Genomic DNA, 20,720 nt, shown 5'->3' with positions numbered 1-20,720 from the left:
CGATCGGCCTCCCCGGTCAGTGGTCGGGTACACCGACCGGCGGCACGACCTCGCCGCGCTCCTGGCGGACCCACCAGTTCCCCGTCGCGCGGCGCTCGGCCGGTGTGGTGTAGCGGTAGCGGTAGAGCACCGCGCGGACCGCTCGCGGCGGGGTGCCGTCGAACGGGTCCATCGACAGCAGGCGCAGTGTGCGGACGTCGCCCTCGAGGAGCCGGCGCAGCAGCACCATGAACCACCGGTCGCTGGGGCTGCCGAGCGCGAGGAACCACATGAGCCAGTCGAGCCGCAGGTGGAACGGTGCGAACTGGCGCGGTCGCCGGGCGACGTCGCCCGGCTTCCCGCGGAACTCGTACTCCCGCCAGTCGGCGTCGTCCGGGTCGTCGCGGAGCGTGCCGGACACGACGACCTCGTGGCGCACCCGCGTGATGCTCCCGAACGCCCCGTAGGCGTTGACGAGCTTCAACGGGTCGAAGCTCGCGTTCATGAGCTGGTGCCGGGAGAGCAGGTTCTTCGCAGGACGGTAGCTGAGGACCGCGAGCACCGCGACGACCCCGGTGACGACGACGGCGAACGGCAGCTGCACGGGAGCGACGGCGCCGTCGTCGGTGAACCAGGGGAGCAGCCGGTCCCACGTGCTGTCACTGATCGCACTGCACGCGAGGACCATCGTGAGGACGTTGAGCCACGCGAAGTTCCCTGTGACCACGAGCCACGCCTGGGTGAGGACGACGATCGCACCGGCCACGGACGCGACGGGCTGGGGGAGGAAGAGGAGGAACGGCACGGCGAGCTGGGTGACGTGATTGCCGAGGACCTCCACGCGATGCCACCACCGGGGAAGGTGGTGCGCGTGCCAGCTGAAGGGACCAGGCATCGGCTGGGTCTCGTGGTGGTAGTCGAGCGCCGTGAGGTCCCGCCACGCGGTGTCGCCCCGCATCTTGATGAGCCCGGCGCCGAGCTCCAGCCGGAACACGAGCCACCGCGAGGCCACGATGACGAGGATCGGCGTGGCGACCTCGTCCGACCCGAGGAACGCGACGAGGAAGCCTGCCTCGAGCAGGAGCATCTCCCAGCCGAAGGCGTAGAACGTCTGCCCGATCGCCACGATCGAGAAGTACAGCCCCCACAGGAGCAGGAACACGAGCATCGGCACCCACGGGGGGCCGCTCTGCGCCCAGCCGGTCACGACCGTGAGCGCGAGAGCGATGCCGGTCCAGGCCACGACGAGGAGGGCACGGTCGGAGTAGTGCCAGCGGAAGAGTGTCGGCGCCGTGCGCCAGCTCGTGCGGGCGAGGAACGCGGGCGCGGGCAGCAGGCCGTGCTCACCGAGCAAGGCGCGGAAGTGCGCGACGGCCCCCCACAGGGCGACGACGTAGATCGCCGCGACGCCGCGTTGCAGGATCTGCCGGGCGACGTCGTAGTCGCCGGTCCCGAACCAGCCGAGCCAGTCCATCGCGCTCCTCCCGCGGTCGTCACGTCCGCCGTCCTTACTCGCGCGACAACCCGCGCCCCCGCATCTCGTCGATCTTGCGGCGCTCCCGCTTCGTGGGGCGGCCCGCACCGCGGTCCCGGACGCCCGCGACCGGGACCTCGGTCCGGGGTGGAGGTGCAGGCGTGTGATCGACGAGACACTCGGCCGCGACCGACGCGCCGACGCGCTTCACGACGACGCGGGAGACCACGACGATCCGCTCCGGACCATCACCGCGCACCCGGACCTCGTCGCCGGGTCGGACGGGCGTCGCCGGCTTGGCGCGGTCACCGTTGACGCGCACGTGGCCCGCCCGGCACGCCGCCGAGGCGAGCGTGCGGGTGCGGAAGAGCCGGACGGCCCATGTCCAGCTGTCCACGCGGGCGGTCGGTGCGGCGTCAGGCATCGTTCGACTCTACAAGTGCCGCCGCGTCGATGAGGCGCTGCCCTGTCCGGGGCGTGACACTCACCACGGTGCCCCGGCACCGGGTGCGGGACACGCGATCCGGCCGAGCCGTCCCCGCCGCCGCGCGTAGACTCGTGGCCATGAGTTCACGCCCGTCGATGAGCACCGGCCCCCTTGATCCTTTCGCCGACGACCCCGGCGACGTCGGCGGCGGCACGTCGACGAGCACCCTCGAGCGCACCGAGACGCGCGAGGAGGTCGAGCCCGGCGACCACGAGCGGTTCGCGCACTACGTCCGCAAGGAGAAGATCCTCAACTCCGCCCTGAGCGGCAAGCCGGTCATCGCGCTGTGCGGCAAGGTGTGGGTGCCGGGCCGTGACCCGAACAAGTTCCCCGTGTGCCCCATCTGCAAGGAGATCTACGACGGTCTGCGCGACCCGCAGGACAACGAGCCCGGTGGCTCGGGTCCGGGCGACGACGGCAAGTGAGCGGGGATCTGGACCAGCACCGCGGCACAGCAGCCGGCAGCCCCCTGAGGCCGCCCGTCACCCCCGTCCCGCACGCCGCGTCGTCGGCAGCGGCGTCGCACCTGTCACCGAGCTTCCCGCGGCGTGCGCCGTGGGGCACGGCGTCGAAGCTGCGGGCGTGGCAGGCGGAGGCGCTCGAGGCGTACCGCACGCACCCGTCGCGGGACTTCCTCGCGGTCGCGACCCCCGGTGCCGGCAAGACGACGTTTGCGCTGCGCATCGCGACCGAGCTCCTCGAGCAGGGGATCGTGCGACGTATCACCGTCGTCGCCCCGACGGAGCACCTCAAGCACCAGTGGGCTGACGCCGCGGCGCGCGTGGGTGTGCGGATCGACCCCAACTTCAAGAACAGCCAGGGGCGCCACGGCGCGCAGTACGACGGCGTGGCACTCACGTACGCGCAGGTTGCCGCCAACCCGGCGCTGCACGCTGCGCGCACGACGGCCGGGCCGACCCTCGTCATCCTCGACGAGGTGCACCACGGTGGCGACGCGTTGTCGTGGGGTGATGCCGTCCGTGAGGCGTTCGAGGGCGCGACGCGCCGGCTCGCGCTCACCGGGACGCCCTTCCGGTCGGACACCGCGGCCATCCCGTTCGTCACGTACGAGCGTGGGCAGGACGGCATCCGGCGGTCGGCAGCCGACTATGTGTACGGCTACGGGGAGGCGTTGCGGGACGGCGTCGTCCGGCCTGTGATCTTCCTCACCTACTCGGGGCAGATGCGCTGGCGCACCCGGGCGGGGGACGAGGTGAGCGCACGGCTCGGCGAGCCGCTGACCAAGGACATGACCGCCCAGGCGTGGCGCACGGCGCTCGACCCCAACGGCCAGTGGATCCCGGCGGTGCTCGAGGCCGCGGACAAGCGCCTGAGCGAGGTGCGCCGCAGCGTGCCCGACGCCGGAGGCCTCGTCATCGCCACCGACCAGAACGACGCGCGCGCCTACGCGGGGCACCTCGCCCGCCTCACGGGTGAGTCGCCGACCGTGGTGCTGTCCGACGACGACGGTGCGAGCGCGCGGATCGACGAGTTCTCCGACGGGACGCAGCGGTGGATGGTCGCCGTGCGCATGGTCTCCGAGGGCGTGGACGTCCCGCGCCTGGCGGTCGGTGTGTACGCGACGTCGACGGCGACGGCCCTGTTCTTCGCCCAGGCCGTCGGGCGGTTCGTCCGCGCCCGACGGCGTGGGGAGACCGCCTCCGTCTTCCTGCCCAGCGTGCCGAACCTGCTCGACCTCGCGAACACGCTCGAGGTCGAGCGGGACCATGCGCTCGACAAGCCGCTCAGTGCGGCCGAGTCCGGGGACATGTTCAACCCCGAGGACGCGCTCATGGCGGCGGCCAACCGGGACTCCAAGGCGTCGGAGGGACTTGTCGAGCAAGGATCCTTCGAGATGCTCGAGGCCCAGGCGACGTTCGACCGTGTCCTGTTCGACGGCGGGGAGTTCGGTACCGGCGCCGAGATGGGGTCCGACGAGGAGCTCGACTTCCTCGGCCTGCCCGGACTGCTCGACGCCGACCAGGTCACGGCACTGCTCAAGCAGCGCCAGGCCAGCCAGCTCAGCGGGAAGAGCTCCGCGCACCGCGCGTCGGCGGAACGTGCCGAGCTCGAGCACCGACGCGCCACTGAGCTGCGCAAGGAGCTCTCCCAGCTCGTCTCGGCCTGGGCCAGGCGCACCGGTCAGCCGCACGGGTCCGTGCACAACGAGCTCAGGCGCCGCAGCGGCGGCCCCGAGGTGCCGCTCGCGAGCATCGACCAGCTGACCGCCCGGGTCGAGGTCGTCCGCGGCTGGTTCGTCGGGAAGAAGTAGCCGGTCCTCAGCCGAGAGTCAGCGTCGTCGTCGGGATCGCGAGGTCCCCCGTGGACAGCCTCCGGGCCCCACGGGGGAGCTCGTCCCGTGACGCGGCGTGCCGGGCCGCCCCGGTGACGACGCCCGCGTGTCCGAGCCACCGCGGGTCGACCACCCCGTCCGTCACGAGGGCGTGGTGCAGCGGGCGCAGGTCGGACGACCGCGGTTCCCACCTGGCGACCTCGTCGTCCGGACCGGACACGATGACCTCGGCGACGGCTCGGCCGTCGTCGTCGAGCTGTCGGGCGGCGGTCTTTCGTCCACCGACACTCGTCTTGGCGGACGACGCCTTGGCGACGGGCTCCAGCGTGCCGGTGGCCCCCTCCCGGGCCACGAGCTTGTAGACCATGCCGCACGTGGGTGCCCCCGAGCCGGTGACGAGCTTCGTCCCGACGCCGTACGAGTCCACCGGCGACGCCGCGAGGGCCGCGATCGCGTACTCGTCGAGGTCGGAGGTCACCGTGATCCGCGTGTCGTGCGCACCGAGCGAGTCCAGCTGGCGGCGGACCTCGAGCGCCTGCACCCCGAGGTCCCCGGAGTCCAGCCGGACGGCGCCCAAGGACGTCCCGGCGGCAGCGATGGCCCGCTCGACGCCGCGCGTGACGTCATAGGTGTCGACGAGCAACGTCGTCGAGGGCCCGAAGGCGGCGATCTGCGAGGCGAACGCCTCCTCCTCGTCGTCGTGCAGGAGAGTGAAGGCGTGCGCCGCGGTGCCGATCGTCGGGATGCCGTAGCGCCGCCCCGCCTCGAGGTTGGACGTCGCCGCGAAGCCAGCGACGGCCGCCGCCCGGGCAGCCGCGACCGCAGCCTCCTCGTGGGCCCGGCGGGATCCCATCTCGAGGCACGGGCGGTCGACGGCCGCACTCGTCATCCGGGAGGCGGCCGACGCGATCGCGGAGTCGTGGTTGAGCACCGAGAGCACGTAGGTCTCGAGCAGCACCGCCTCGGCGAACGTTCCCTCGACGACGAGGACAGGGCTGGACGGGAAGAACGTCTCACCCTCGGCATAGCCCGTGATGCTCCCGGTGAACCGGTACTCCTCGAGGTAGGCGAGGGTCCGGTCGTCGACGACCTTCTCGCGGGCGAGCCACTCGAGCTCGTCAGGGCCGAACCGGAAGTCGGCAAGACCCTCGAGGACGCGCCCTGTGCCGGCGAGGACCGCGTAGCGTCGCCACGACGGGAGCCGGCGGGTGAACACCTCGAAGACGCAGTGCCGGTCCGCCGTGCCGTCGGCGAGAGCCGCCTGGAGCATCGTCAGCTCGTACCGGTCCGTGAGAAGCGCTGTACCCATGAGGCAACGGTAGGGCACCGCGGCCCTGCGAGGACCTACGATTGTGTCGTGACAGCCAGCACCGCTCCCGACGCCGACGTGCGCGGGGACCTCGAGCAGGACGTCGCTGACCCGTGGGTCACCGTCGTGTGGAACGACCCCGTCAACCTCATGAACTACGTCGCGTACGTGTTCGAGAGCTACTTCGGGTACCCGCAGTCCACGGCGCACGCCCTCATGATGCAGGTCCACGAGGAGGGGCAGGCCGCCGTGTCGACGGGCGGCAGGGAGAAGGTCGAGATGGACGTCCGGGCGATGCACTCCTACGGGCTGTGGGCGACCATGCGTCGGAGCGGGGAGTAGTGGTGCGGCCGTTCCGGGCGACGAGCGACAACGGCGCCACGACGTTCACGGCGGGTCTGTCCACTCCCGAGCGGCTCGTGCTGGCTCAGGTCACCGGAGACGTGGTCGAGCTCCTCGGCGGCGAGGAGAGCTTCTACGAGGCCGAGGAGGACACCGCGCCGGCGGACCCCGGCACCGAGTCCGACGGTCCTGCAGAGGACGACACGGATGCTGCGATCCGTGGGTTGTTCGACGGGATGACGGACGAGCCAGCACAGGCACCGACCGACCCGGCGGTGCGGCGGCTCATCCCGGATGCGTCCGCCGACCCGGAGATCGCTCAGGAGTTCCGCCGCTTCACGGACGACGACCTGCGTCAGCACAAGGTCGAGCGGCTCCTGCTGTTCGCCCAGCTGCTCCTGGAGGCAGCGCCGTCGTCCGACGAGACACGCCAGCTCGACTTCGAGGTGCTGGACGACGAGGCGGAGGCGATCGCCGGCGCCCTCGCGGACATCCGGCTGGTCATCGGGGAGCGTCTGTCGCTGCGTTCGGACGCCGACGCCCAGGAGCTCTACGACATGGTCACGGGCAGCTGGGACGACGAGTCCGAGGCCGCTCGCAGGGGCCGCCCGGGCGAGCCGGAGCAGGAGGGCGAACCGATCCCGGAGGGTGCCCCCGACGACTCTGGGCCCCGGCTGTTCCTCGGGTCCGTGTTCGTGCTCGCCGGGTATCTCCAGGAATCGCTCACGGAGTGCCTCATCGAGCGGTACCGCGAGGGTGTGGCGCGCTCCTAGTTCATCGCGCAGCGCACACGAGATGTGCGTCGTCGGTGCTCTCGACGTGCGCGTCGGCGCAGTTGCTGCCAGCATGGTCGCGATTCACCCGCTGCGGAGCTGCCGCACGGGCCTGTGAGAGAGAAGAGGGTCATATGCCTACCTGGTTGCTCGTTCTGATCGTCGGCGTCGTCCTCCTGATCCTCGGTGTGGCCGTCGAGGCCGCGAAGGTTCTCATCTGGGTCGGTATCGCGATCCTCGTGGTGAGCCTGGTTCTGGGACTGCTCAACAAGGGCAAGTCGAGGGTCTAACAGGCCACGGCACCTGACGGTGCCAGCAGCAGGGGGCAGCATCACCTCTTCGCCGACCTGCACGCGTACAGCGTGCAGGTCGGCGTTCTTGTTCCCGGGGTCGCCGCCTCCGTGCGCGGTCGTGCGGTTTTTCGCGCGGCAACGGGCACGGTTAGTCTCTGGGTGTGAATGACGCTCCGATCGGCATATTCGACTCCGGCGTCGGCGGACTCACCGTTGCGCGGTCGATCCTCGACCAGCTGCCCAACGAGTCCGTCCTCTACGTCGGCGACACCCGCAACGCGCCGTACGGACCCAAGCCCCTCGCCACGGTCCGCTCGCTCGCCCTGGGCGTCATGGACCACCTCGTCGACGAGGGCGTGAAGATGCTCGTCATCGCGTGCAACAGCGCCTCGGCCGCGGTGCTGCGTGATGCGCGGGAGCGGTACACCGTGGGGCGCGGGATCCCCGTCGTCGAGGTGATCCTCCCTGCCGCGCGCCGTGCGGCCGCGGCAACCCGCACCGGCGAGATCGGCGTCATCGGCACGCGGGCGACGATCGAGTCCCGTGCGTACGAAGACGCTCTCGCCGCCGCGCCAGGCGTGCGCGTGCACCCCCAGGCATGCCCCGACTTCGTGGACCTCGTCGAAGCAGGGCTCACGGCCGGACCGCAGGTGCTCGAGGCAGCGCACCGGTACCTCGACCCGGTGCGCGCGTCCGGGATCGACACCCTCATCCTCGGGTGCACGCACTACCCGTTGCTGACGGGGGCGATCTCCTACGTCATGGGTGAGGACGTGACCCTCGTCTCGAGCGCCGAGGAGACGGCGAAGGACGTCTACCGGACTCTCGTCGCGCACAACCTCGAACGGGACGTGAGCGCCGGTCCCCCCGTGCACAGGTTCCGGTCGACGGGCGACGCCGACGTCTTCTCCGGACTCGCGCGCCGATTCCTCGGTCCCGAGGTCGCCGTGGTGGAATCGGTCGCATGAAGCTGACGATCGTCGGGATGGCCGGGTCCTTCGCATCCCCGGCGTCACCGGCGTCCTGTTATCTGCTGCAGGCGGACGATGCTGCGGGCCGGACGTGGTCCGTCGTCCTCGACGTCGGCAGCGGTGCCCTGGGGCAGCTGCAACGTGCCGTCGACCTCTTCGACGTCGACGCGATCGCGATCTCCCACCTGCACCCCGACCACTTCTCCGACCTGTGCGGGTACTACGTGTACCTCAAGTACCACCCGGAGCGGGGGTCCGAGCGTCTCGCCGGGCTCGCGCCGGTGCCCGTCCACGGCCCGGGCGGCACCGAGGCGCGCCTCGCGGAGTCCTACGGGCTGGCCGAGGGGGAGACGATGGGCGGGCAGTTCGACTTCCGGGCATGGCGTCCGGGCGACCACACCGAGGTCGGACCGTTGACCATCGAGCCGTTCGCCGTCGAGCACCCTGTCGAGGCCTACGGGCTGCGGATCACCGGACCGAGCACCGAGCGACCGGGTACGCGGGTGACGCTTGCGTACACCGGGGACACGGACGCGTGCCCCGGCGCTCTCGCCCTCGCCCAGGACGCGGACGTGCTTCTTGCCGAGGCCGCCTTCGTCGAGGGGCGCGACCATGCGCGCGGCATCCACCTCACGGGACGGCGCGCCGGGCGGATCGCCGCCGAGGCACGTGCCCGTCGGCTGCTCCTCACCCACATTCCCGCATGGAACGACGCTGGTGCGAGCGTCACCGAGGCGCGCGGCGAGTTCTCCGGACCCGTAGGCGTCGTGGAGCACGGTGCCACCTACACGCTGTGAGTCCCGCGGGCCGCGCTGTCCCGGGTGCCGCTAGGGAGGCTGCCATGACCCCTGTCCCGCCCGAGGTGGTCCGTGTCGACGGGCGATCGGCTGACGAGCTGCGGCCCGTGCGGATCACTCGCGGGTGGCTCGACGCTGCGGAGGGCAGCGTCCTCATCGAGTTCGGAGCGACACGGGTGCTGTGCGCCGCGACCCTCACGCGCGGCGCACCTCGCTGGAAGCGTGGGTCGGGCGAGGGGTGGGTGGGTGCGGAGTACGCGATGCTGCCTCGCGCGACGGTCGCGCGGGGGACGCGGGAGTCTGTCCGCGGGGGCGTCGGTGGTCGCGCCCACGAGATCTCGAGGATCGTGGCCCGGGCGCTGCGCTCCGTCGTCGACCTGCGGGCGTTGGGGGAGAACACCCTGCACGTGGACTGCGACGTGCTGCAGGCGGACGGCGGGACACGGACCGCGGCGATCACCGGCGCGTACGTGGCGCTCGCTGACGCTGTCGCGTGGGGGCTGCGCACGAAGCTCATCAAGGGCAGCCGCCCGGTCCTCCTCGACTCGGTCGCCGCGGTGAGCGTCGGGATCGTCGACGGCGCGCCGCTCCTGGATCTCGCGTACGTCGAGGATGCGCGGGCGGACACGGACCTCAACGTCGCGATGACGGGTCGCGGGGGTTTCGTCGAGGTCCAGGGCACCGCCGAGGGAGCGCCCCTGGGCCGCGCCGACCTGGATGCCCTGCTCGATCTGGCCACCGTGGGCGTCGCCCGGCTCGCTGCGGCCCAGCGTGCGGCACTGGACCAGGGGGAGCCCACGAGCCTGACCCCTGTGCGCGGCGGGCCCCCGACGGACGCCACCGACGCGACCACCCCCATCGAGACGACGGAGAACCCCTGATGCCGACCCCACGCCTGGTCCTGGCCACCCACAACGAGCACAAGGTCGGCGAGCTGCGCGCGATCCTCGCGCAGGCCGTACCGGGGCTCGTCGCGGAGGACGTCGCGGGCGCGACGTCGTTCGACGTGCCTGCTCCCGTGGAGGACGGCGTGACGTTCGAGGAGAACGCCCTCCTCAAGGCGCGCGTGCTCGCGGCGGCAACCGGGCTGCCCGCCGTCGCCGACGACTCCGGCCTCGCCGTCGACGTCCTGGGCGGGGCGCCCGGGATCTTCTCTGCGCGCTGGGCGGGGACCCATGGAGACGACCGGGCCAACCTCGATCTGCTCCTCGCCCAGCTCGTCGACGTGCCTGCGGAGCACCGCGGTGCGCGCTTCGTGTGCGCGGCTGCGCTCGTCACCCCGGACGGCGACGAGCACGTCGTCACCGGCGCGCTCGTCGGCGAGCTCCTCACCGCCCCACGCGGGGACGGCGGGTTCGGCTACGACCCGGTCCTGCGACCCGTCGGTCACGACCGCTCGTGCGCGGAGCTCACACCCGAGGAGAAGAACGCGATCAGCCACCGCGGTCAGGCGTTCAGGGCACTTGCACCTCGGATCGCCGAGATCCTCGCCCGTTGAGCAGGCGCAGCGCAGCAGCCGCCACGAGGCGCCAGCCGAGCAGCAGTGCGGCGAGCGCCGCGAGCGCCACGACGGGGAACGCACCCGAGACTCCCTGACCGCTGACGAGGCGCAGTCCCATCGCGGTCGCCCACAGCACGACGACCATGAGGCTCGCGCGCACGGCCGCGGACGCCGTCCAGCGCACGGCCGCCGGCCGAGCGGCATGGGCCACGACCCACCCGACCGCGAGGCCGACGAGGAACGGCCACGCCGTGGTGAGGAGACCGCCGAGGGTGACGGGCTCGTCGTGGCTCGAGCGCCCCACGACGGCGAAGACGAGGACGAGCGCGACGTCGACGACGACAGCGACGAGGGCGGGCAGACGGGTCGGTGCAGGCACGACCCGACGATAACCGGTGCACCTGGACGCGTATCGTTGCTGCGTGCATCTCGTGGCAGACCATCTGGGCTTCGGGTATCCCGGCCGTCCCGTCCTCACCGACGTCTCGCTGCGGGTGTCCGCCGGACAGCGGCTCGCCGTGGTCGGTGAGAACGGGTCAGGGAAGACGACGCTCCTGCGGCTCCTTGCCGACGACCTCCCGCCGGGCTCGGGGCAGGTGCGACGTACCGGTTCGTGCTCGGTCGTCCGTCAGGAGCTCGTCGTCGAGCCCGGACAGACGGTCGGGGACCTCGTCCACGACGCGCTCGCGGAGGTGCGACGTGTCGCTGAGGACCTCGAGCGTGCGGCCGCGGCCTTCGACCACGAGTCGGGCTCGCTCGGTGAGTTCTCGTCCCTGCTCGCCCGTGCAGACCACCTGGCGGCGTGGGACGTCGACCGGCGCGTGCAGGTGGCGCTCTCCCGGCTCGGCGCGTGCCGCGACACGGAGCGCCGGCTCGACACGCTCTCCGTCGGTGAGCGCTTCCGCGTACGGCTCGCCTGCACGCTCGCGGAACGGGCGGACATCCTGCTGCTCGACGAGCCGACGAACCACCTCGACCGGGGCGGTATCGACTACCTCACCGCGGAGCTGACCGCCTGGACCGGCGCCGTCGTCATCGTCACCCATGACCGTCAGCTGCTCGACGACGTCGCCACGGCCATCCTTGATCTTGACCCGTCCGTCGACGGCAGGCCGGTGCTCTACGGGCAGCCCGGCTACCTGTCGTACCGGTTCGCCAAGACCCAGGCGCTGCACCGGTGGCGGCAGCGGTACCGGGCGGAGACGAAGCGGGCCGAGGTGCTCGCGGCGCGGCTGGACATGACCTACGAAGGTCTGTCCGACGAGTGGCGGCCGCCCAAGGGCAGCCAGAAGCACCGGCGTGGAACGCGTGCGCGGACGCACGTCAAGGCTGCTGACCGGCTCGTCGAGAAGCTCAAGGCGGAGGCGGTCGAGATCCCCCCACCCCCGCCCGCGCTGCACTTCCCGGACCTGCCGACGATGCAACCCGGGTGGCAGCCGGACTCGCCCGTCGTGGATGTCCGCAACCCGGCGGTCCGGGGTGACGGAGGAGCGCCGCGGCTCGACCTGCCTGGGGAGCGGATCACCGTCCCGCCGTCGGGACGGCTGCTCATCACCGGGGCGAACGGCGCGGGGAAGTCCACCCTGCTCGGGGTGCTCGCCGGGACGATCGCGCTCGACCGCGGCTACCGGACGGCGCTGCCGGACGCCCGGCTCGGTGTGGTCGCCCAGGAGGGCACCCCCGCAGTTGCGCACGACCCGACCGACGACGCGGCGGGGCCGGTGACCGGGTTCGACCAGTACGCCGCGCTCGCGCTGCGACTGCTCGCCGACGGCAGCCTGGACCCCGACCACGTGGTGCCCGTCGCGCTGCTCGGTGTGCTCTCGGAAGAGGACCTCGACCGACCGGTCGCCGAGCTGTCCGTGGGCCAGCGCCGACGCCTCGATCTCGCGTGCGCGCTCCTCGCGGCACCGCACGTCCTGCTGCTCGACGAGCCGACCAACCACCTGTCGATCGATCTTGTGGACGACCTCACCCGTGCCCTGCGTGTCACGTCGGCGGCAGTCGTCGTCGCGACGCACGACCGGCGGATGCAGGACGATCTGCACGACTGGGACCGGCTCGAGCTCTGAGACCTCCGCCGGCCCGGGAACCCGTGCCGGCTACTGGATCCGACCGACGTGAGCCATCGCCTGCCGGAGCAGGACACCCTGGCCGCCGTACATCTCCGCCTGGATGCTCTCGCTGCACGCCTCTTCGGGTGCGATCCACGCGAGGTCGAGCGCGTCCTGCTGCGGGCGGCAGTCGCCCCGGACGGGGACCACGTAGGCGAGGGACACGGCGTGCTGACGTGGGTCGTGGTACGGGGTGACGCCCGGGGTGGGGAAGTACTCGGCGACGGTGAAGGGCTGGGGGGAGGCCGGGATGAGGGGGAGGGCGACGGGCCCGAGGTCTTTCTCGATGTGCCGGAGGAGGGCGTCGCGGATCCGCTCGTGGTACATCACGCGACCGGAGACCAGGGCGCGGCTCATCATCCCCTCGCGGGTGACGCGCAGGAGCAGCCCGACGGACACGACGTCCCCCGAGTCGTCGACGCGCACCGGGACGGCGTCCACGTAGACGATCGGCAGGTTGCGGCGTGCCGCAGCCATCTGGTCCGCCCCGAGCCATCCGGCGGGTCGCGCTGCGGCGGGGTCGAACTCGGGTGGGGGAAAGTCAGCGGTGTCGGTCACGGGATCAGTTGTATCCCGGTGGGGCTCCTCATCGCCAGACGGCGCCCTCGGACGGGGGCGGTCGGGGCGGATCTCACACGCGGCCCGGACCCTTTGTGATGAATGTGCCGTCCTGATAAACGCGGCGTATGGTCGTTGTGGGAACGTTCTCGCAGGGGTAGGACGTCTTGGGGGGCGATGAGCCTCCTGCCCGGAAGCAGACACCTGGTCAAAGGAGACCGGTATGCGTATGTCCGCAGTTCACGCGTCACGTCACGAACCATCCGACACCCGAGGGTCACGGCGGCACAGAGTCGTCGCGGTCCTCCTGGCTGTCGGGCTCAGCGCCACAGGGGGCGCCTCGCTCGGCCCGGCCGCAGCGGCCGACGGTATCCAGCCCGTCGGTGCAGGCAGCTACACCACCGCAGCGGTGGGTCCCGCGCCCGAGGCGTGCGGAGACATCTCGAACAACCCCCGGCAATACCTCACCGAGGCTGCGCCGCAAGGGCCGGTGCCCACCAACGACTGGTGGTCCTCGCTCGTGTTCAAGAAGTTCAACTGCCAGTTCAGCGAGCCGCTGCACGCCCACCCCGCGTCGTTCCTCCCGGGGGCGAACGGGCTGGGGGTGTCGTACACGACCGTCCCGACCATCTCGAGCGCCGGTGGGGGCATCGGCGAATACCACTATGAATATGCCGAGGACCTCGTCGCGGGGGTCGCGGGCCTGGATGCCGGAGACGTCAAGGTCGCCGACTGGACCGACTGGACCGTGACACCCTCGTGGTCGGACGGCGACCAGACCCTCACCGCGACCATCGGGCACGGGATGCCGTTCACCTACTTCCACGCGACGGGCGGTGACGCGCTGCTCACCCTCTCGGCAGAGCCCGACGTGTGGCTCGACGACGGCGCCCAGGTGGGATTCACGGTCAACGACCACGACTACGTCGCCTTCACCGCGCCCGGTGCCGACTGGACCGTCTCCGGACAGTCCCTCAGCAGCCCGCTCGGCGAGGAGGACTACTTCTCCCTCGCTGTGCTCCCGACCGACGCCGACGCCACGGATGCCGACCGACTCGCTGCGGCCGAGGCTTTCGGCGAGCACGCGTACGCCGAGGTGGTCGGGACGACCGTCTCGTACGACTACGACGAGGCCGCCGCAGAAGTCTCGGTGACGTACGCGTACGAGACGCAGGACCTGTTCGGGGATCAGCAGGGGACGGTGGTTGCGCTCTACCCGCACCAGGCGCAGCAGCTCGTCGGCGCGGAGCCCACCGGTGACGCGTACGTCTCGCCGCGCGGCCCCATGCCGGTCCTGCGAGGGGTGGACGAGTTCACCACCGTCACCACGTACACCGGGGTGCTTCCGGAGCTCCCCGCTGTCGCCACGGGCAGCGGAGCAGGGCTCGACTCGCTCAACGCCTACCTCGACGAGGTGGCGGCAGAGCCGATGGTCATCATCAACAACGACACGTACTGGACGGGCAAAGGGCTCGGCAGGGCGGCGCGGATCGCCGAGATGGCGGACCTCGTCGGGCGTACCGAGCTGCGGGATCAGACCCTGGCGGAGATGCGCAGCGTCCTCACGGACTGGCTCACGGCCGAGGACGGCGAGGCGGAGCAGCTGTTCGCGTACAACGAGGCATGGGGGACGCTCGTCGGTTTCCCGGCCTCCTACGGCTCGGACAAGGAGCTCAACGACCACCACTTCCACTACGGGTACTTCGTCGCAGCAGCCGCGACCCTCGCAAAGTTCGACCCCGAGTGGGCGTCCGACGAGCAGTACGGGGGGATGATCGACCTGCTCGTGCGGGACGCGAACAACTACGACCGCTCGGACGAGATGTTCCCGTACCTGCGGGACTTCGACATCTACGCCGGCCACGACTGGGCGTCGGGGCACGGCGCGTTCTGGGCCGGCAACAACCAGGAGTCGAGCTCCGAGGGACAGAACTTCGCGGGTGCTCTCATCCAGTGGGGCGAGGCGACCGGGGACACCGCCGTCCGTGACGCTGGTGTGTACCTCTGGACGACCCAGGCGAGCGCGATCCAGAACTACTGGTTCAACTCGTCCGGCGAGGCCTTCCCGGAGGAGTTCGGGGTCGACGGTCAGCAGCACACCACCGCTGGGATGGTGTGGGGCGACGGAGCGACCTACTCCACCTGGTTCAGCAGCGACCCCGAGAAGATCCAGGGGATCAACATGCTCCCCATCACCGGCAACCACCTCTACCTGGGAGCCCGTCCGGAGTACAACCTCGAGAACTACGCCGAGGTCGTCCGGCTCAACGGCGGCGAGCCCGACGTGTGGCAGGACATTCTCTGGAGCTTCCTCGCTCTCGGAGACGGGGAGCTCGCCCTCGAGAGGTTCACCGCCAACCCCGGCTACGTCGTCGAGGAGGGCGAGACCCGTGCTCACACGTACCACTGGATCGCGAACCTCGCGGCGTTGGGGAACGTCGACACGAGCGTGACCGCCGACCATGTGCTGTCGTCGGTGTTCACCAAGGACGGCGCACGCACCTACGTGGCGTCGAACGTCACGTCGACGGACATCACGGTGACGTTCTCGGACGGGACCGTGCTGGACGTCGCGGCAGGTACGACGGCCACGACGGGAGCCTTCACGTGGAGCGGGGGGAGCGCGGGCGGAGGGGTTGACCCGGGCCCGACCGACCCGCCGACGGACCCGACCGACCCGCCGACGGACCCGACCGACCCGCCGACGGACCCGACGGACCCGCCGACGGACCCGACGGACCCACCGACGGACCCGACGGACCTGCCGACGGACCCGCCGACGGATCCCACCGACCCGTTCGCTCCGACGCTCTACCTCACGGACGACGGGAGCCTCGGGGAGGCCCCGGCAGAGGCAGGTCGTGTCCCGGTGCCAGCAGCCAGCGGCATCGCTGACGGAACCGTCCGCAATCCGGTGACGTTCGAGACGACCGGGCTCACCGCCGCCTTCACAGGTGGGTCGACGGCCTTCGACCTCGCGCTCGACGCCGGTCCGAGCATCGGCAACGGGACGCACGTGCGCGTCTCGTACGACCTCACGGGCGACGGGTCGTGGGATCGCGAGGAGACGTATGCGTACTTCGCGACGGACCCGCTCCCCGGGTTCGAGCGGTACACGCAGGCGCAGGGCCTCGTCGCCTCGTCCGGCGCTCTCGGTGACCTGGCCGGGGGCACGGTCCGCGTGGAGGTGTGGAACGCCGTCGGCATGTCCACGACCGACCTCGGGCTGGGGGACAGCACGGTGACGCTGCCCTTCGGGGGGTGACACCACCGGTGTCCTCCCCGGCACGCGCCGAGGAGGACACCGGCGCCGGCAGCTCGCAGGGGGAGCGGCCGGTCGACGGACCGGAGCACTGTGCTCCGGTCCGTCGCCACGCGTGGAATAGGTCGGCGCGCTGTGGTGTCTAGTGAGAGACAGACCTATTCATGACGAGAGGAACCTCATGCCTACGCAGGAGCTGACCCAGGCCACGTTCGAGCAGACGATCAAGGACAACGACATCGTCCTCGTCGACTTCTGGGCGGCATGGTGCGGCCCGTGCCGCCAGTTCGCGCCGGTGTTCGAGGCGTCCGCAGAGGCCAACCCGGACATCGTGCACGGCAAGATCGACACCGAGGCGGAGCAGGGCCTGGCCGCGGCCGCCAACATCACGTCGATCCCGACCCTCATGGCCTTCCGGGACGGGATCCTCGTCTTCTCGCAGCCGGGTGCGCTGCCGGCGCCTGCGCTCGCGCAGGTCATCGAGGGAGTCCGCGGGCTCGACATGGACGACGTCCGCAAGCAGATCGCCGCGCAGGTCAGCAGCTAGCCGACGGCGGGCAGCCGGGCCTCGGGAGGGGCCGTGCGGACGCAGCGGATGTCTGTGATCGTGCGGCCCTTCTCCATCCCCTTGCGCTCGAAGCTCGTCACGGGCCGGCCGTCGAACCGTCCCGGCTCGGGGTCGACGTCGAAGTTCTCGGATCGACCGACGACGGCACGGATCTGGTCAGCGTACGCGGCCCAGTCCGTCGCGAGCCGCCACGTGCCCCCGGGCGTGAGCGCCCGTGCGGCAAGCCCGGCGAACCGGTCCGTCACGAGACGACGCTTCGTGTGCTTGGCCTTGTGCCAGGGATCGGGGAAGAACACCCACAGCTCGTCGACCGACCCGGCGGGGAGCGCGGTGGCGAGGAGGTCGACGGCGTCCGCCTGGACGAGCCGGACGTTCGTCAGCCCGAGGCGCCGGATGCGCTGCAAGGTCTGGGCGACTCCCGGGCGGTACACCTCGACGCCGAGGAAGTTGGTCCCCGGGTTCGCCAGCGCGGCGTGCGCGATCGCCTCACCCTGACCGGACCCGATCTCGACGACCAGGGGCGCGTGCCTCCCGAAGACAGCGAGCGTGTCGAGGACGAACGACGGGTCCACCGAGGCCCGGCCCTGGGCTCGCGGCGGCTCGACGACGAACTGCGGGGCCAGTTCCGCCCAGACGCGCTGCTGCCGGTCCTTGAGGCGCCCGCTGCGCTGGGCGAACGACACGGTGGTCGCGCGGAACGGTGCGGGCGCGGCGATCTCGTCGGACATGGGTGGTGCGGCCTCCTGCGACGAGTGAGCGGTGCGCGAGGGGGGACTCGAACCCCCACGTCCGAAGACACCAGGACCTAAACCTGGCGCGGCTGCCAATTACGCCACTCGCGCTCGGGGACGAGTCTAGGGGCTGCGACGCAGCGGTCAGCGCGCGTCGAGGCCCAGGTCGCGACGGAGCTTCGCGACGTGGCCTGTCGCCTTGACGTTGTACTGGGCGAGCTCGATCCGTCCCTCGGCGTCGATGACGAACGTCGAGCGGATGATGCCCACGACGGTCTTGCCGTAGAGCTTCTTCTCGCCGTAGGCGCCGTACGCCGTGGCGACGGCCTTGTCCGGGTCGGACGCGAGCGGGAACGTCAGGCCTTCTGCCTCGGCGAAGGCTGCGAGCTTCTCGATCCCGTCGGGGGAGATCCCGATGACGGAGATCCCGGCCGATGCGAGGGACGCGAGGTTGTCCCGGAAGTCGCACGCCTGCGTCGTGCATCCCGGGGTGCTCGCTGCCGGGTAGAAGTAGACGACGACGCGCTGCCCCCGCAGGGACGACAGGGAGACGCTGCCCTCGGGGACGGTCGGCAGGGTGAAGTCTGGTGCTTCGTCCCCGGGGGACAGGCGGTTCGACATCATGCTCCTCGGAGTGCGGCGGTCGGTGGCGACCATGCTACGGCGCGCACCTGAGGTCGGGACGTCTCGTCGGGGTGCGCGTGCACCGCGGCCGGCGATGGGGAGTTCTTCCCATTGCCGATCACCGTGCACGGTGGTGCCATGGTGGTGGAGCCGACGTGGGTCGGCCAGGAGGGGGATCCTATGTCCACCGTGACGACGCGTTCCGCACCGCGACAAGCGACTCACGCGTGCAACGACCCCCACGGTCTCGACCTGCACGGGCTGCCGGACGTCAGCGCTCTGCTCGCGCGTCTTCTCGACGAACGCGTGCCTCTGGCTCTCATGGCGGACCTGGCCAGCCCCTTCGGTCCCCGCTCGGCGCAGATCCTCGACGACGAGCGCTGATCTGCGCGGGATTGGCGAACGGCCAGCCTCTGCTGGTACGGTTTCGTCCGCGCGCCATTAGCTCAATTGGCAGAGCAGCTGACTCTTAATCAGCGGGTTCCTGGTTCGAGTCCAGGATGGCGCACAAGATCTCACGGCCCGGGGCTCATGCTCCGGGCCGTGCTGCGTGAGGGGCCAGTGCTGGCTCCGGCAGCCGTCGTCGAGAGTCGCGTCGGGCCACTCTCGCCCCGCTCATCGCTATATTGGCAGGGTGCCCACACCTCGAGTAGCGCTCGCGACCTGTTCTGTCCTCCCCGACCTCGACCCGGACGACGCACCCCTCGTCGGTGCGCTCACCGAACGCGGCATCGACGCGAGTCCTGCCGTCTGGGACGACCCCGACGTCGACTGGTCGGCGTTCGACCTCGTCGTCGTGCGGTCCACCTGGGACTACTCCTCGCGTCAGGAGGAGTTCATCGCATGGGTGCGCAGCGTGCCGGCGATCGCCAACCCCGCTGAGGTCATCGCGTGGAACACCGACAAGTACTACCTCAAGACGATGGGGGAGATGGGCGTGCCCGTCGTCCGGACGCTGTGGCTGGACCCGGACCGGCACCTCACCTCGCAGGCCATCCACACCCGGCTCCCTGCCCACGGCGACTACGTCATCAAACCCACGGTGAGCTCGGGCTCGCGGGACACCGCCAGGTACCAGGAGAACACCGCCGAGGCCCGGGGTGCGGCGATCCTGCACGCGCGGGAGCTCCTCAGGTCGGGCCGGCACGTCATGGTCCAGCCGTACCTCAACCAGGTCGACGTCGCCGGTGAGACGGCGCTGATCTTCATGGGCGGGGAGTTCTCCCACGCGGTGCGCAAGAACGCCATGCTGTCGCGTGGTCACCGGCCCACGCAGGGGCTGTACCAGACCGAGGTCATGCGCAGCGTCGAGGCCAGCGAGGCCGAGCTCGCTCTTGGTCAGCGCACCCTCGAGGCCGCCCGGTCCGTCCTGGGCGAGTCCGTCGACTCCTTGCTCTACGCACGCGTCGACATGCTCCCGGGGGACGACGGCGAGCCGATCCTCCTCGAGCTCGAGCTCACCGAGCCGGCGTTGTTCCTCAGCAAGGTCCCCGGCGCGCTCGACCGGTTCGCCGGCGTCATCGCGGACCGTCTCGGCGTCTGAGGGCGCGCGGCGTACCTGACGGCGCGCCCTGCCGGCCGTGGCCGGGTGGTGGACGTCGCGGCGCACCGAGGTGCGCCGTCGTAGGCTGGTCAGATGCCCATCACCTCCAGCACCGGCCGGATCATCTGGATCGACTGCGAGATGACCGGTCTCGACCTCTCGGCCGACGCGCTCATCGAGGTCGCCGCGGTTGTCACGGACTCCGAGCTCAACGTCCTGGGAGACGGCGTGGACGTCGTCGTCCGCCCGCCCGACGCTGCGCTCGAGCAGATGAACGACTTCGTCCGTGAGATGCACACGACCTCGGGCCTCATCGACGAGCTCGCCGGCGGCGTGAGCCTCGCCGACGCCGAGGCGGCCGTGCTCGAGTACGTCCGCGCGTGGGTGCCGGAGCCGGGCAAGGCGCCCCTGGGCGGGAGCTCGGTCGGCACGGACAAGATGTTCCTCGAGCGCGACATGAAGGAGCTGTCCGGCCACCTGCACTACCGCGTCGTGGACGTGTCGTCGATCAAGGAGCTGGCGCGGCGCTGGTACCCCCGGGCGTACTTCGCGTCGCCACCCAAGAAGGGTGGGCACCGCGCACTGGCGGACATCCTCGACAGCATCGACGAGCTCCGCTACTACCGCTCCGCCGTGTTCGTCCCGCAGCCGGGACCGGACACGCCGACGGCTCGTGCCGTGGCCGCCGAGATCGCCGCGGACCCGGTCGCGGGTGCCCTGCGCGGGCGGCTCGGCGGCGAGGCCGGCGCGCAGGAGGGCGTCAGCGTCCCGGGTTGACGTCGGACGTGTCCTGCGTCACGCGCCCGCGAGGCGGGACTGGTCAGGGGTCGGTCGAATCTCCGGGTATGCTTTTCGACGGCCCGGTTCTTCCGGGCGTACGTCCTGAACAGCCCCGGCTGACAGGTGCGATGGTGGGTATAGCTCAGCTGGTAGAGCACCTGGTTGTGGTCCAGGGGGTCGCGGGTTCAAGTCCCGTTACTCACCCCGTGCGAACGAGCCCCCGATCGGCGAGAGCCGGTCGGGGGCTCGTTCCGTCTCCGGGCACGCGTGCCACCGGGCGTCGCGCTCGACCGCCCAGCGTGCGGCAGCCGCGGTTAGGGT

The 20,720-nt window shown here is 71.1% G+C and carries 22 protein-coding genes and 3 tRNA genes; 17 read left to right on the top strand and 8 right to left on the bottom strand.

Annotated features, from left to right (window positions below; all coding sequences use genetic code 11):
* Nucleotides 1–16: 16 nt before the first annotated feature.
* On the bottom strand, nucleotides 17–1,453 hold the full coding sequence (locus AC54T1_RS08845; protein ID WP_496911708.1) for a lipase maturation factor family protein: 1,437 nt from the start codon (nucleotides 1,451–1,453) through the stop codon (nucleotides 17–19).
* A 34-nt stretch (nucleotides 1,454–1,487) separates the two neighbouring features.
* Nucleotides 1,488–1,877 (bottom strand): RNA-binding S4 domain-containing protein, encoded by a 390-nt coding sequence (locus AC54T1_RS08840; RefSeq protein WP_496911707.1) that lies wholly within the window; start codon nucleotides 1,875–1,877, stop codon nucleotides 1,488–1,490.
* 140 nt (nucleotides 1,878–2,017) lie between these two features.
* On the opposite strand from AC54T1_RS08840, the gene AC54T1_RS08835 reads away from it, so the two are divergent.
* Entirely contained in the window at nucleotides 2,018–2,365 is a 348-nt protein-coding gene (locus AC54T1_RS08835; RefSeq protein WP_484345158.1) for a DUF3039 domain-containing protein, read from the top strand.
* A 44-nt stretch (nucleotides 2,366–2,409) separates the two neighbouring features.
* Nucleotides 2,410–4,212: a DEAD/DEAH box helicase gene (locus AC54T1_RS08830; protein WP_484345410.1), complete on the top strand. Its 1,803-nt coding sequence runs from the start codon at nucleotides 2,410–2,412 to the stop codon at nucleotides 4,210–4,212.
* A 7-nt stretch (nucleotides 4,213–4,219) separates the two neighbouring features.
* Here the strand turns inward: AC54T1_RS08830 and AC54T1_RS08825 are convergent, their stop codons facing one another.
* Nucleotides 4,220–5,542, bottom strand: coding sequence for a nicotinate phosphoribosyltransferase (locus AC54T1_RS08825; protein WP_496911706.1), 1,323 nt, complete (start codon nucleotides 5,540–5,542; stop codon nucleotides 4,220–4,222).
* Nucleotides 5,543–5,590: 48 nt separating this feature from the next.
* Here AC54T1_RS08825 and clpS point away from each other — a divergent pair, with 48 nt between their 5' ends.
* The 7 genes from clpS to rdgB all read left to right on the top strand — a co-directional run bounded on the left by clpS (nucleotide 5,591) and on the right by rdgB (nucleotide 10,216).
* Nucleotides 5,591–5,884: an ATP-dependent Clp protease adapter ClpS gene (gene clpS / locus AC54T1_RS08820; RefSeq protein ID WP_484345160.1), complete on the top strand. Its 294-nt coding sequence runs from the start codon at nucleotides 5,591–5,593 to the stop codon at nucleotides 5,882–5,884.
* A 2-nt stretch (nucleotides 5,885–5,886) separates the two neighbouring features.
* On the top strand, nucleotides 5,887–6,657 hold the full coding sequence (locus AC54T1_RS08815) for a DUF2017 family protein (RefSeq protein WP_496911705.1): 771 nt from the start codon (nucleotides 5,887–5,889) through the stop codon (nucleotides 6,655–6,657).
* A 134-nt stretch (nucleotides 6,658–6,791) separates the two neighbouring features.
* Entirely contained in the window at nucleotides 6,792–6,947 is a 156-nt protein-coding gene (locus AC54T1_RS08810) for a hypothetical protein (RefSeq protein ID WP_484345162.1), read from the top strand.
* Between the two features lie 164 nt (nucleotides 6,948–7,111).
* On the top strand, nucleotides 7,112–7,918 hold the full coding sequence (gene murI, locus AC54T1_RS08805) for a glutamate racemase (RefSeq protein WP_484345163.1): 807 nt from the start codon (nucleotides 7,112–7,114) through the stop codon (nucleotides 7,916–7,918).
* Nucleotides 7,915–8,718: an MBL fold metallo-hydrolase gene (locus tag AC54T1_RS08800; RefSeq protein ID WP_496911704.1), complete on the top strand. Its 804-nt coding sequence runs from the start codon at nucleotides 7,915–7,917 to the stop codon at nucleotides 8,716–8,718. Before murI ends, AC54T1_RS08800 begins: the two co-directional genes overlap by 4 nt.
* Nucleotides 8,719–8,762: 44 nt before the next feature.
* Nucleotides 8,763–9,599 carry a ribonuclease PH gene (rph, locus tag AC54T1_RS08795; protein ID WP_496911703.1) on the top strand — a complete coding sequence of 279 codons (837 nt, stop codon included), beginning with the start codon at nucleotides 8,763–8,765 and terminating at the stop codon, nucleotides 9,597–9,599.
* Nucleotides 9,599–10,216 (top strand): RdgB/HAM1 family non-canonical purine NTP pyrophosphatase, encoded by a 618-nt coding sequence (gene rdgB / locus AC54T1_RS08790; protein ID WP_484345166.1) that lies wholly within the window; start codon nucleotides 9,599–9,601, stop codon nucleotides 10,214–10,216. The genes rph and rdgB overlap by 1 nt, the downstream gene beginning before the upstream one ends.
* Here the strand turns inward: rdgB and AC54T1_RS08785 are convergent.
* Entirely contained in the window at nucleotides 10,173–10,598 is a 426-nt protein-coding gene (locus tag AC54T1_RS08785; RefSeq protein ID WP_496911702.1) for a DUF3054 domain-containing protein, read from the bottom strand. The genes rdgB and AC54T1_RS08785 overlap by 44 nt on opposite strands.
* 43 nt (nucleotides 10,599–10,641) lie before the next feature.
* Between AC54T1_RS08785 and AC54T1_RS08780 the strand changes: the two genes are divergently transcribed.
* A complete protein-coding gene (locus tag AC54T1_RS08780) occupies nucleotides 10,642–12,291 on the top strand; it encodes an ATP-binding cassette domain-containing protein (protein WP_496911701.1) in 1,650 nt (549 codons plus the stop codon).
* Between the two features lie 30 nt (nucleotides 12,292–12,321).
* On the opposite strand, the gene AC54T1_RS08775 is transcribed toward AC54T1_RS08780, so the two are convergent.
* Nucleotides 12,322–12,891 (bottom strand): NUDIX hydrolase family protein, encoded by a 570-nt coding sequence (locus tag AC54T1_RS08775; RefSeq protein ID WP_484345169.1) that lies wholly within the window; start codon nucleotides 12,889–12,891, stop codon nucleotides 12,322–12,324.
* Between the two features lie 223 nt (nucleotides 12,892–13,114).
* On the opposite strand from AC54T1_RS08775, the gene AC54T1_RS08770 reads away from it, so the two are divergent.
* Together AC54T1_RS08770 and trxA are read left to right on the top strand one after the other, a co-directional pair.
* Nucleotides 13,115–16,156, top strand: coding sequence for a glycosyl hydrolase (locus AC54T1_RS08770; RefSeq protein WP_496911700.1), 3,042 nt, complete (start codon nucleotides 13,115–13,117; stop codon nucleotides 16,154–16,156).
* 178 nt (nucleotides 16,157–16,334) lie between these two features.
* Nucleotides 16,335–16,700, top strand: a complete 366-nt coding sequence (gene trxA / locus AC54T1_RS08765) for a thioredoxin (RefSeq protein ID WP_496911699.1) — start codon at nucleotides 16,335–16,337, stop codon at nucleotides 16,698–16,700.
* On the opposite strand, the gene trmB is transcribed toward trxA, so the two are convergent.
* The 3 genes from trmB to bcp form a co-directional block, all read right to left on the bottom strand.
* A complete protein-coding gene (trmB, locus tag AC54T1_RS08760; RefSeq protein ID WP_496911698.1) occupies nucleotides 16,697–17,449 on the bottom strand; it encodes a tRNA (guanosine(46)-N7)-methyltransferase TrmB in 753 nt (250 codons plus the stop codon). The two genes, trxA and trmB, sit on opposite strands and share 4 nt — an antisense overlap.
* A gap of 32 nt (nucleotides 17,450–17,481) precedes the next feature.
* Nucleotides 17,482–17,563 (bottom strand) — tRNA-Leu (locus AC54T1_RS08755).
* 33 nt (nucleotides 17,564–17,596) lie between these two features.
* Nucleotides 17,597–18,073, bottom strand: coding sequence for a thioredoxin-dependent thiol peroxidase (gene bcp, locus AC54T1_RS08750; protein ID WP_496911862.1), 477 nt, complete (start codon nucleotides 18,071–18,073; stop codon nucleotides 17,597–17,599).
* Nucleotides 18,074–18,256: 183 nt separating this feature from the next.
* Here bcp and AC54T1_RS08745 point away from each other — a divergent pair, with 183 nt between their 5' ends.
* From AC54T1_RS08745 to AC54T1_RS08725, 5 genes are all read left to right on the top strand, one after another.
* Nucleotides 18,257–18,460, top strand: coding sequence for a hypothetical protein (locus AC54T1_RS08745; protein WP_496911697.1), 204 nt, complete (start codon nucleotides 18,257–18,259; stop codon nucleotides 18,458–18,460).
* Nucleotides 18,461–18,511: 51 nt separating this feature from the next.
* Nucleotides 18,512–18,584, top strand: a tRNA-Lys gene (locus AC54T1_RS08740).
* Between the two features lie 126 nt (nucleotides 18,585–18,710).
* Nucleotides 18,711–19,619, top strand: a complete 909-nt coding sequence (locus tag AC54T1_RS08735; RefSeq protein ID WP_484345175.1) for an ATP-grasp domain-containing protein — start codon at nucleotides 18,711–18,713, stop codon at nucleotides 19,617–19,619.
* A gap of 93 nt (nucleotides 19,620–19,712) precedes the next feature.
* Entirely contained in the window at nucleotides 19,713–20,396 is a 684-nt protein-coding gene (gene orn, locus AC54T1_RS08730; RefSeq protein ID WP_484345176.1) for an oligoribonuclease, read from the top strand.
* A 134-nt stretch (nucleotides 20,397–20,530) separates the two neighbouring features.
* Nucleotides 20,531–20,603, top strand: a tRNA-His gene (locus AC54T1_RS08725).
* Nucleotides 20,604–20,720 lie beyond the last annotated feature (117 nt).

This window comes from Sanguibacter sp. Z41_6, assembly GCF_059621145.1.
Note: the sequence above shows the minus strand (reverse complement) of the source record. Positions and strands in the feature narration are given on the sequence as shown.

Excerpts from the sequence above, each read along its gene's own strand:
- AC54T1_RS08845 (WP_496911708.1), bottom strand. The coding sequence starts at position 1,453 with ATGGACTGGCTCGGCTGGTTCGGGACCGGCGACTACGACGTCGCCCGG.
- AC54T1_RS08840 (WP_496911707.1), bottom strand. The coding sequence starts at position 1,877 with ATGCCTGACGCCGCACCGACCGCCCGCGTGGACAGCTGGACATGGGCC.
- AC54T1_RS08835 (WP_484345158.1), top strand. The coding sequence starts at position 2,018 with ATGAGTTCACGCCCGTCGATGAGCACCGGCCCCCTTGATCCTTTCGCC.
- AC54T1_RS08825 (WP_496911706.1), bottom strand. The coding sequence starts at position 5,542 with ATGGGTACAGCGCTTCTCACGGACCGGTACGAGCTGACGATGCTCCAG.
- AC54T1_RS08810 (WP_484345162.1), top strand. The coding sequence starts at position 6,792 with ATGCCTACCTGGTTGCTCGTTCTGATCGTCGGCGTCGTCCTCCTGATC.
- AC54T1_RS08800 (WP_496911704.1), top strand. The coding sequence starts at position 7,915 with ATGAAGCTGACGATCGTCGGGATGGCCGGGTCCTTCGCATCCCCGGCG.
- rph (WP_496911703.1), top strand. The coding sequence starts at position 8,763 with ATGACCCCTGTCCCGCCCGAGGTGGTCCGTGTCGACGGGCGATCGGCT.
- rdgB (WP_484345166.1), top strand. The coding sequence starts at position 9,599 with ATGCCGACCCCACGCCTGGTCCTGGCCACCCACAACGAGCACAAGGTC.
- AC54T1_RS08770 (WP_496911700.1), top strand. The coding sequence starts at position 13,115 with ATGCGTATGTCCGCAGTTCACGCGTCACGTCACGAACCATCCGACACC.
- trxA (WP_496911699.1), top strand. The coding sequence starts at position 16,335 with ATGCCTACGCAGGAGCTGACCCAGGCCACGTTCGAGCAGACGATCAAG.
- trmB (WP_496911698.1), bottom strand. The coding sequence starts at position 17,449 with ATGTCCGACGAGATCGCCGCGCCCGCACCGTTCCGCGCGACCACCGTG.
- bcp (WP_496911862.1), bottom strand. The coding sequence starts at position 18,073 with ATGTCGAACCGCCTGTCCCCCGGGGACGAAGCACCAGACTTCACCCTG.
- AC54T1_RS08745 (WP_496911697.1), top strand. The coding sequence starts at position 18,257 with ATGTCCACCGTGACGACGCGTTCCGCACCGCGACAAGCGACTCACGCG.
- orn (WP_484345176.1), top strand. The coding sequence starts at position 19,713 with ATGCCCATCACCTCCAGCACCGGCCGGATCATCTGGATCGACTGCGAG.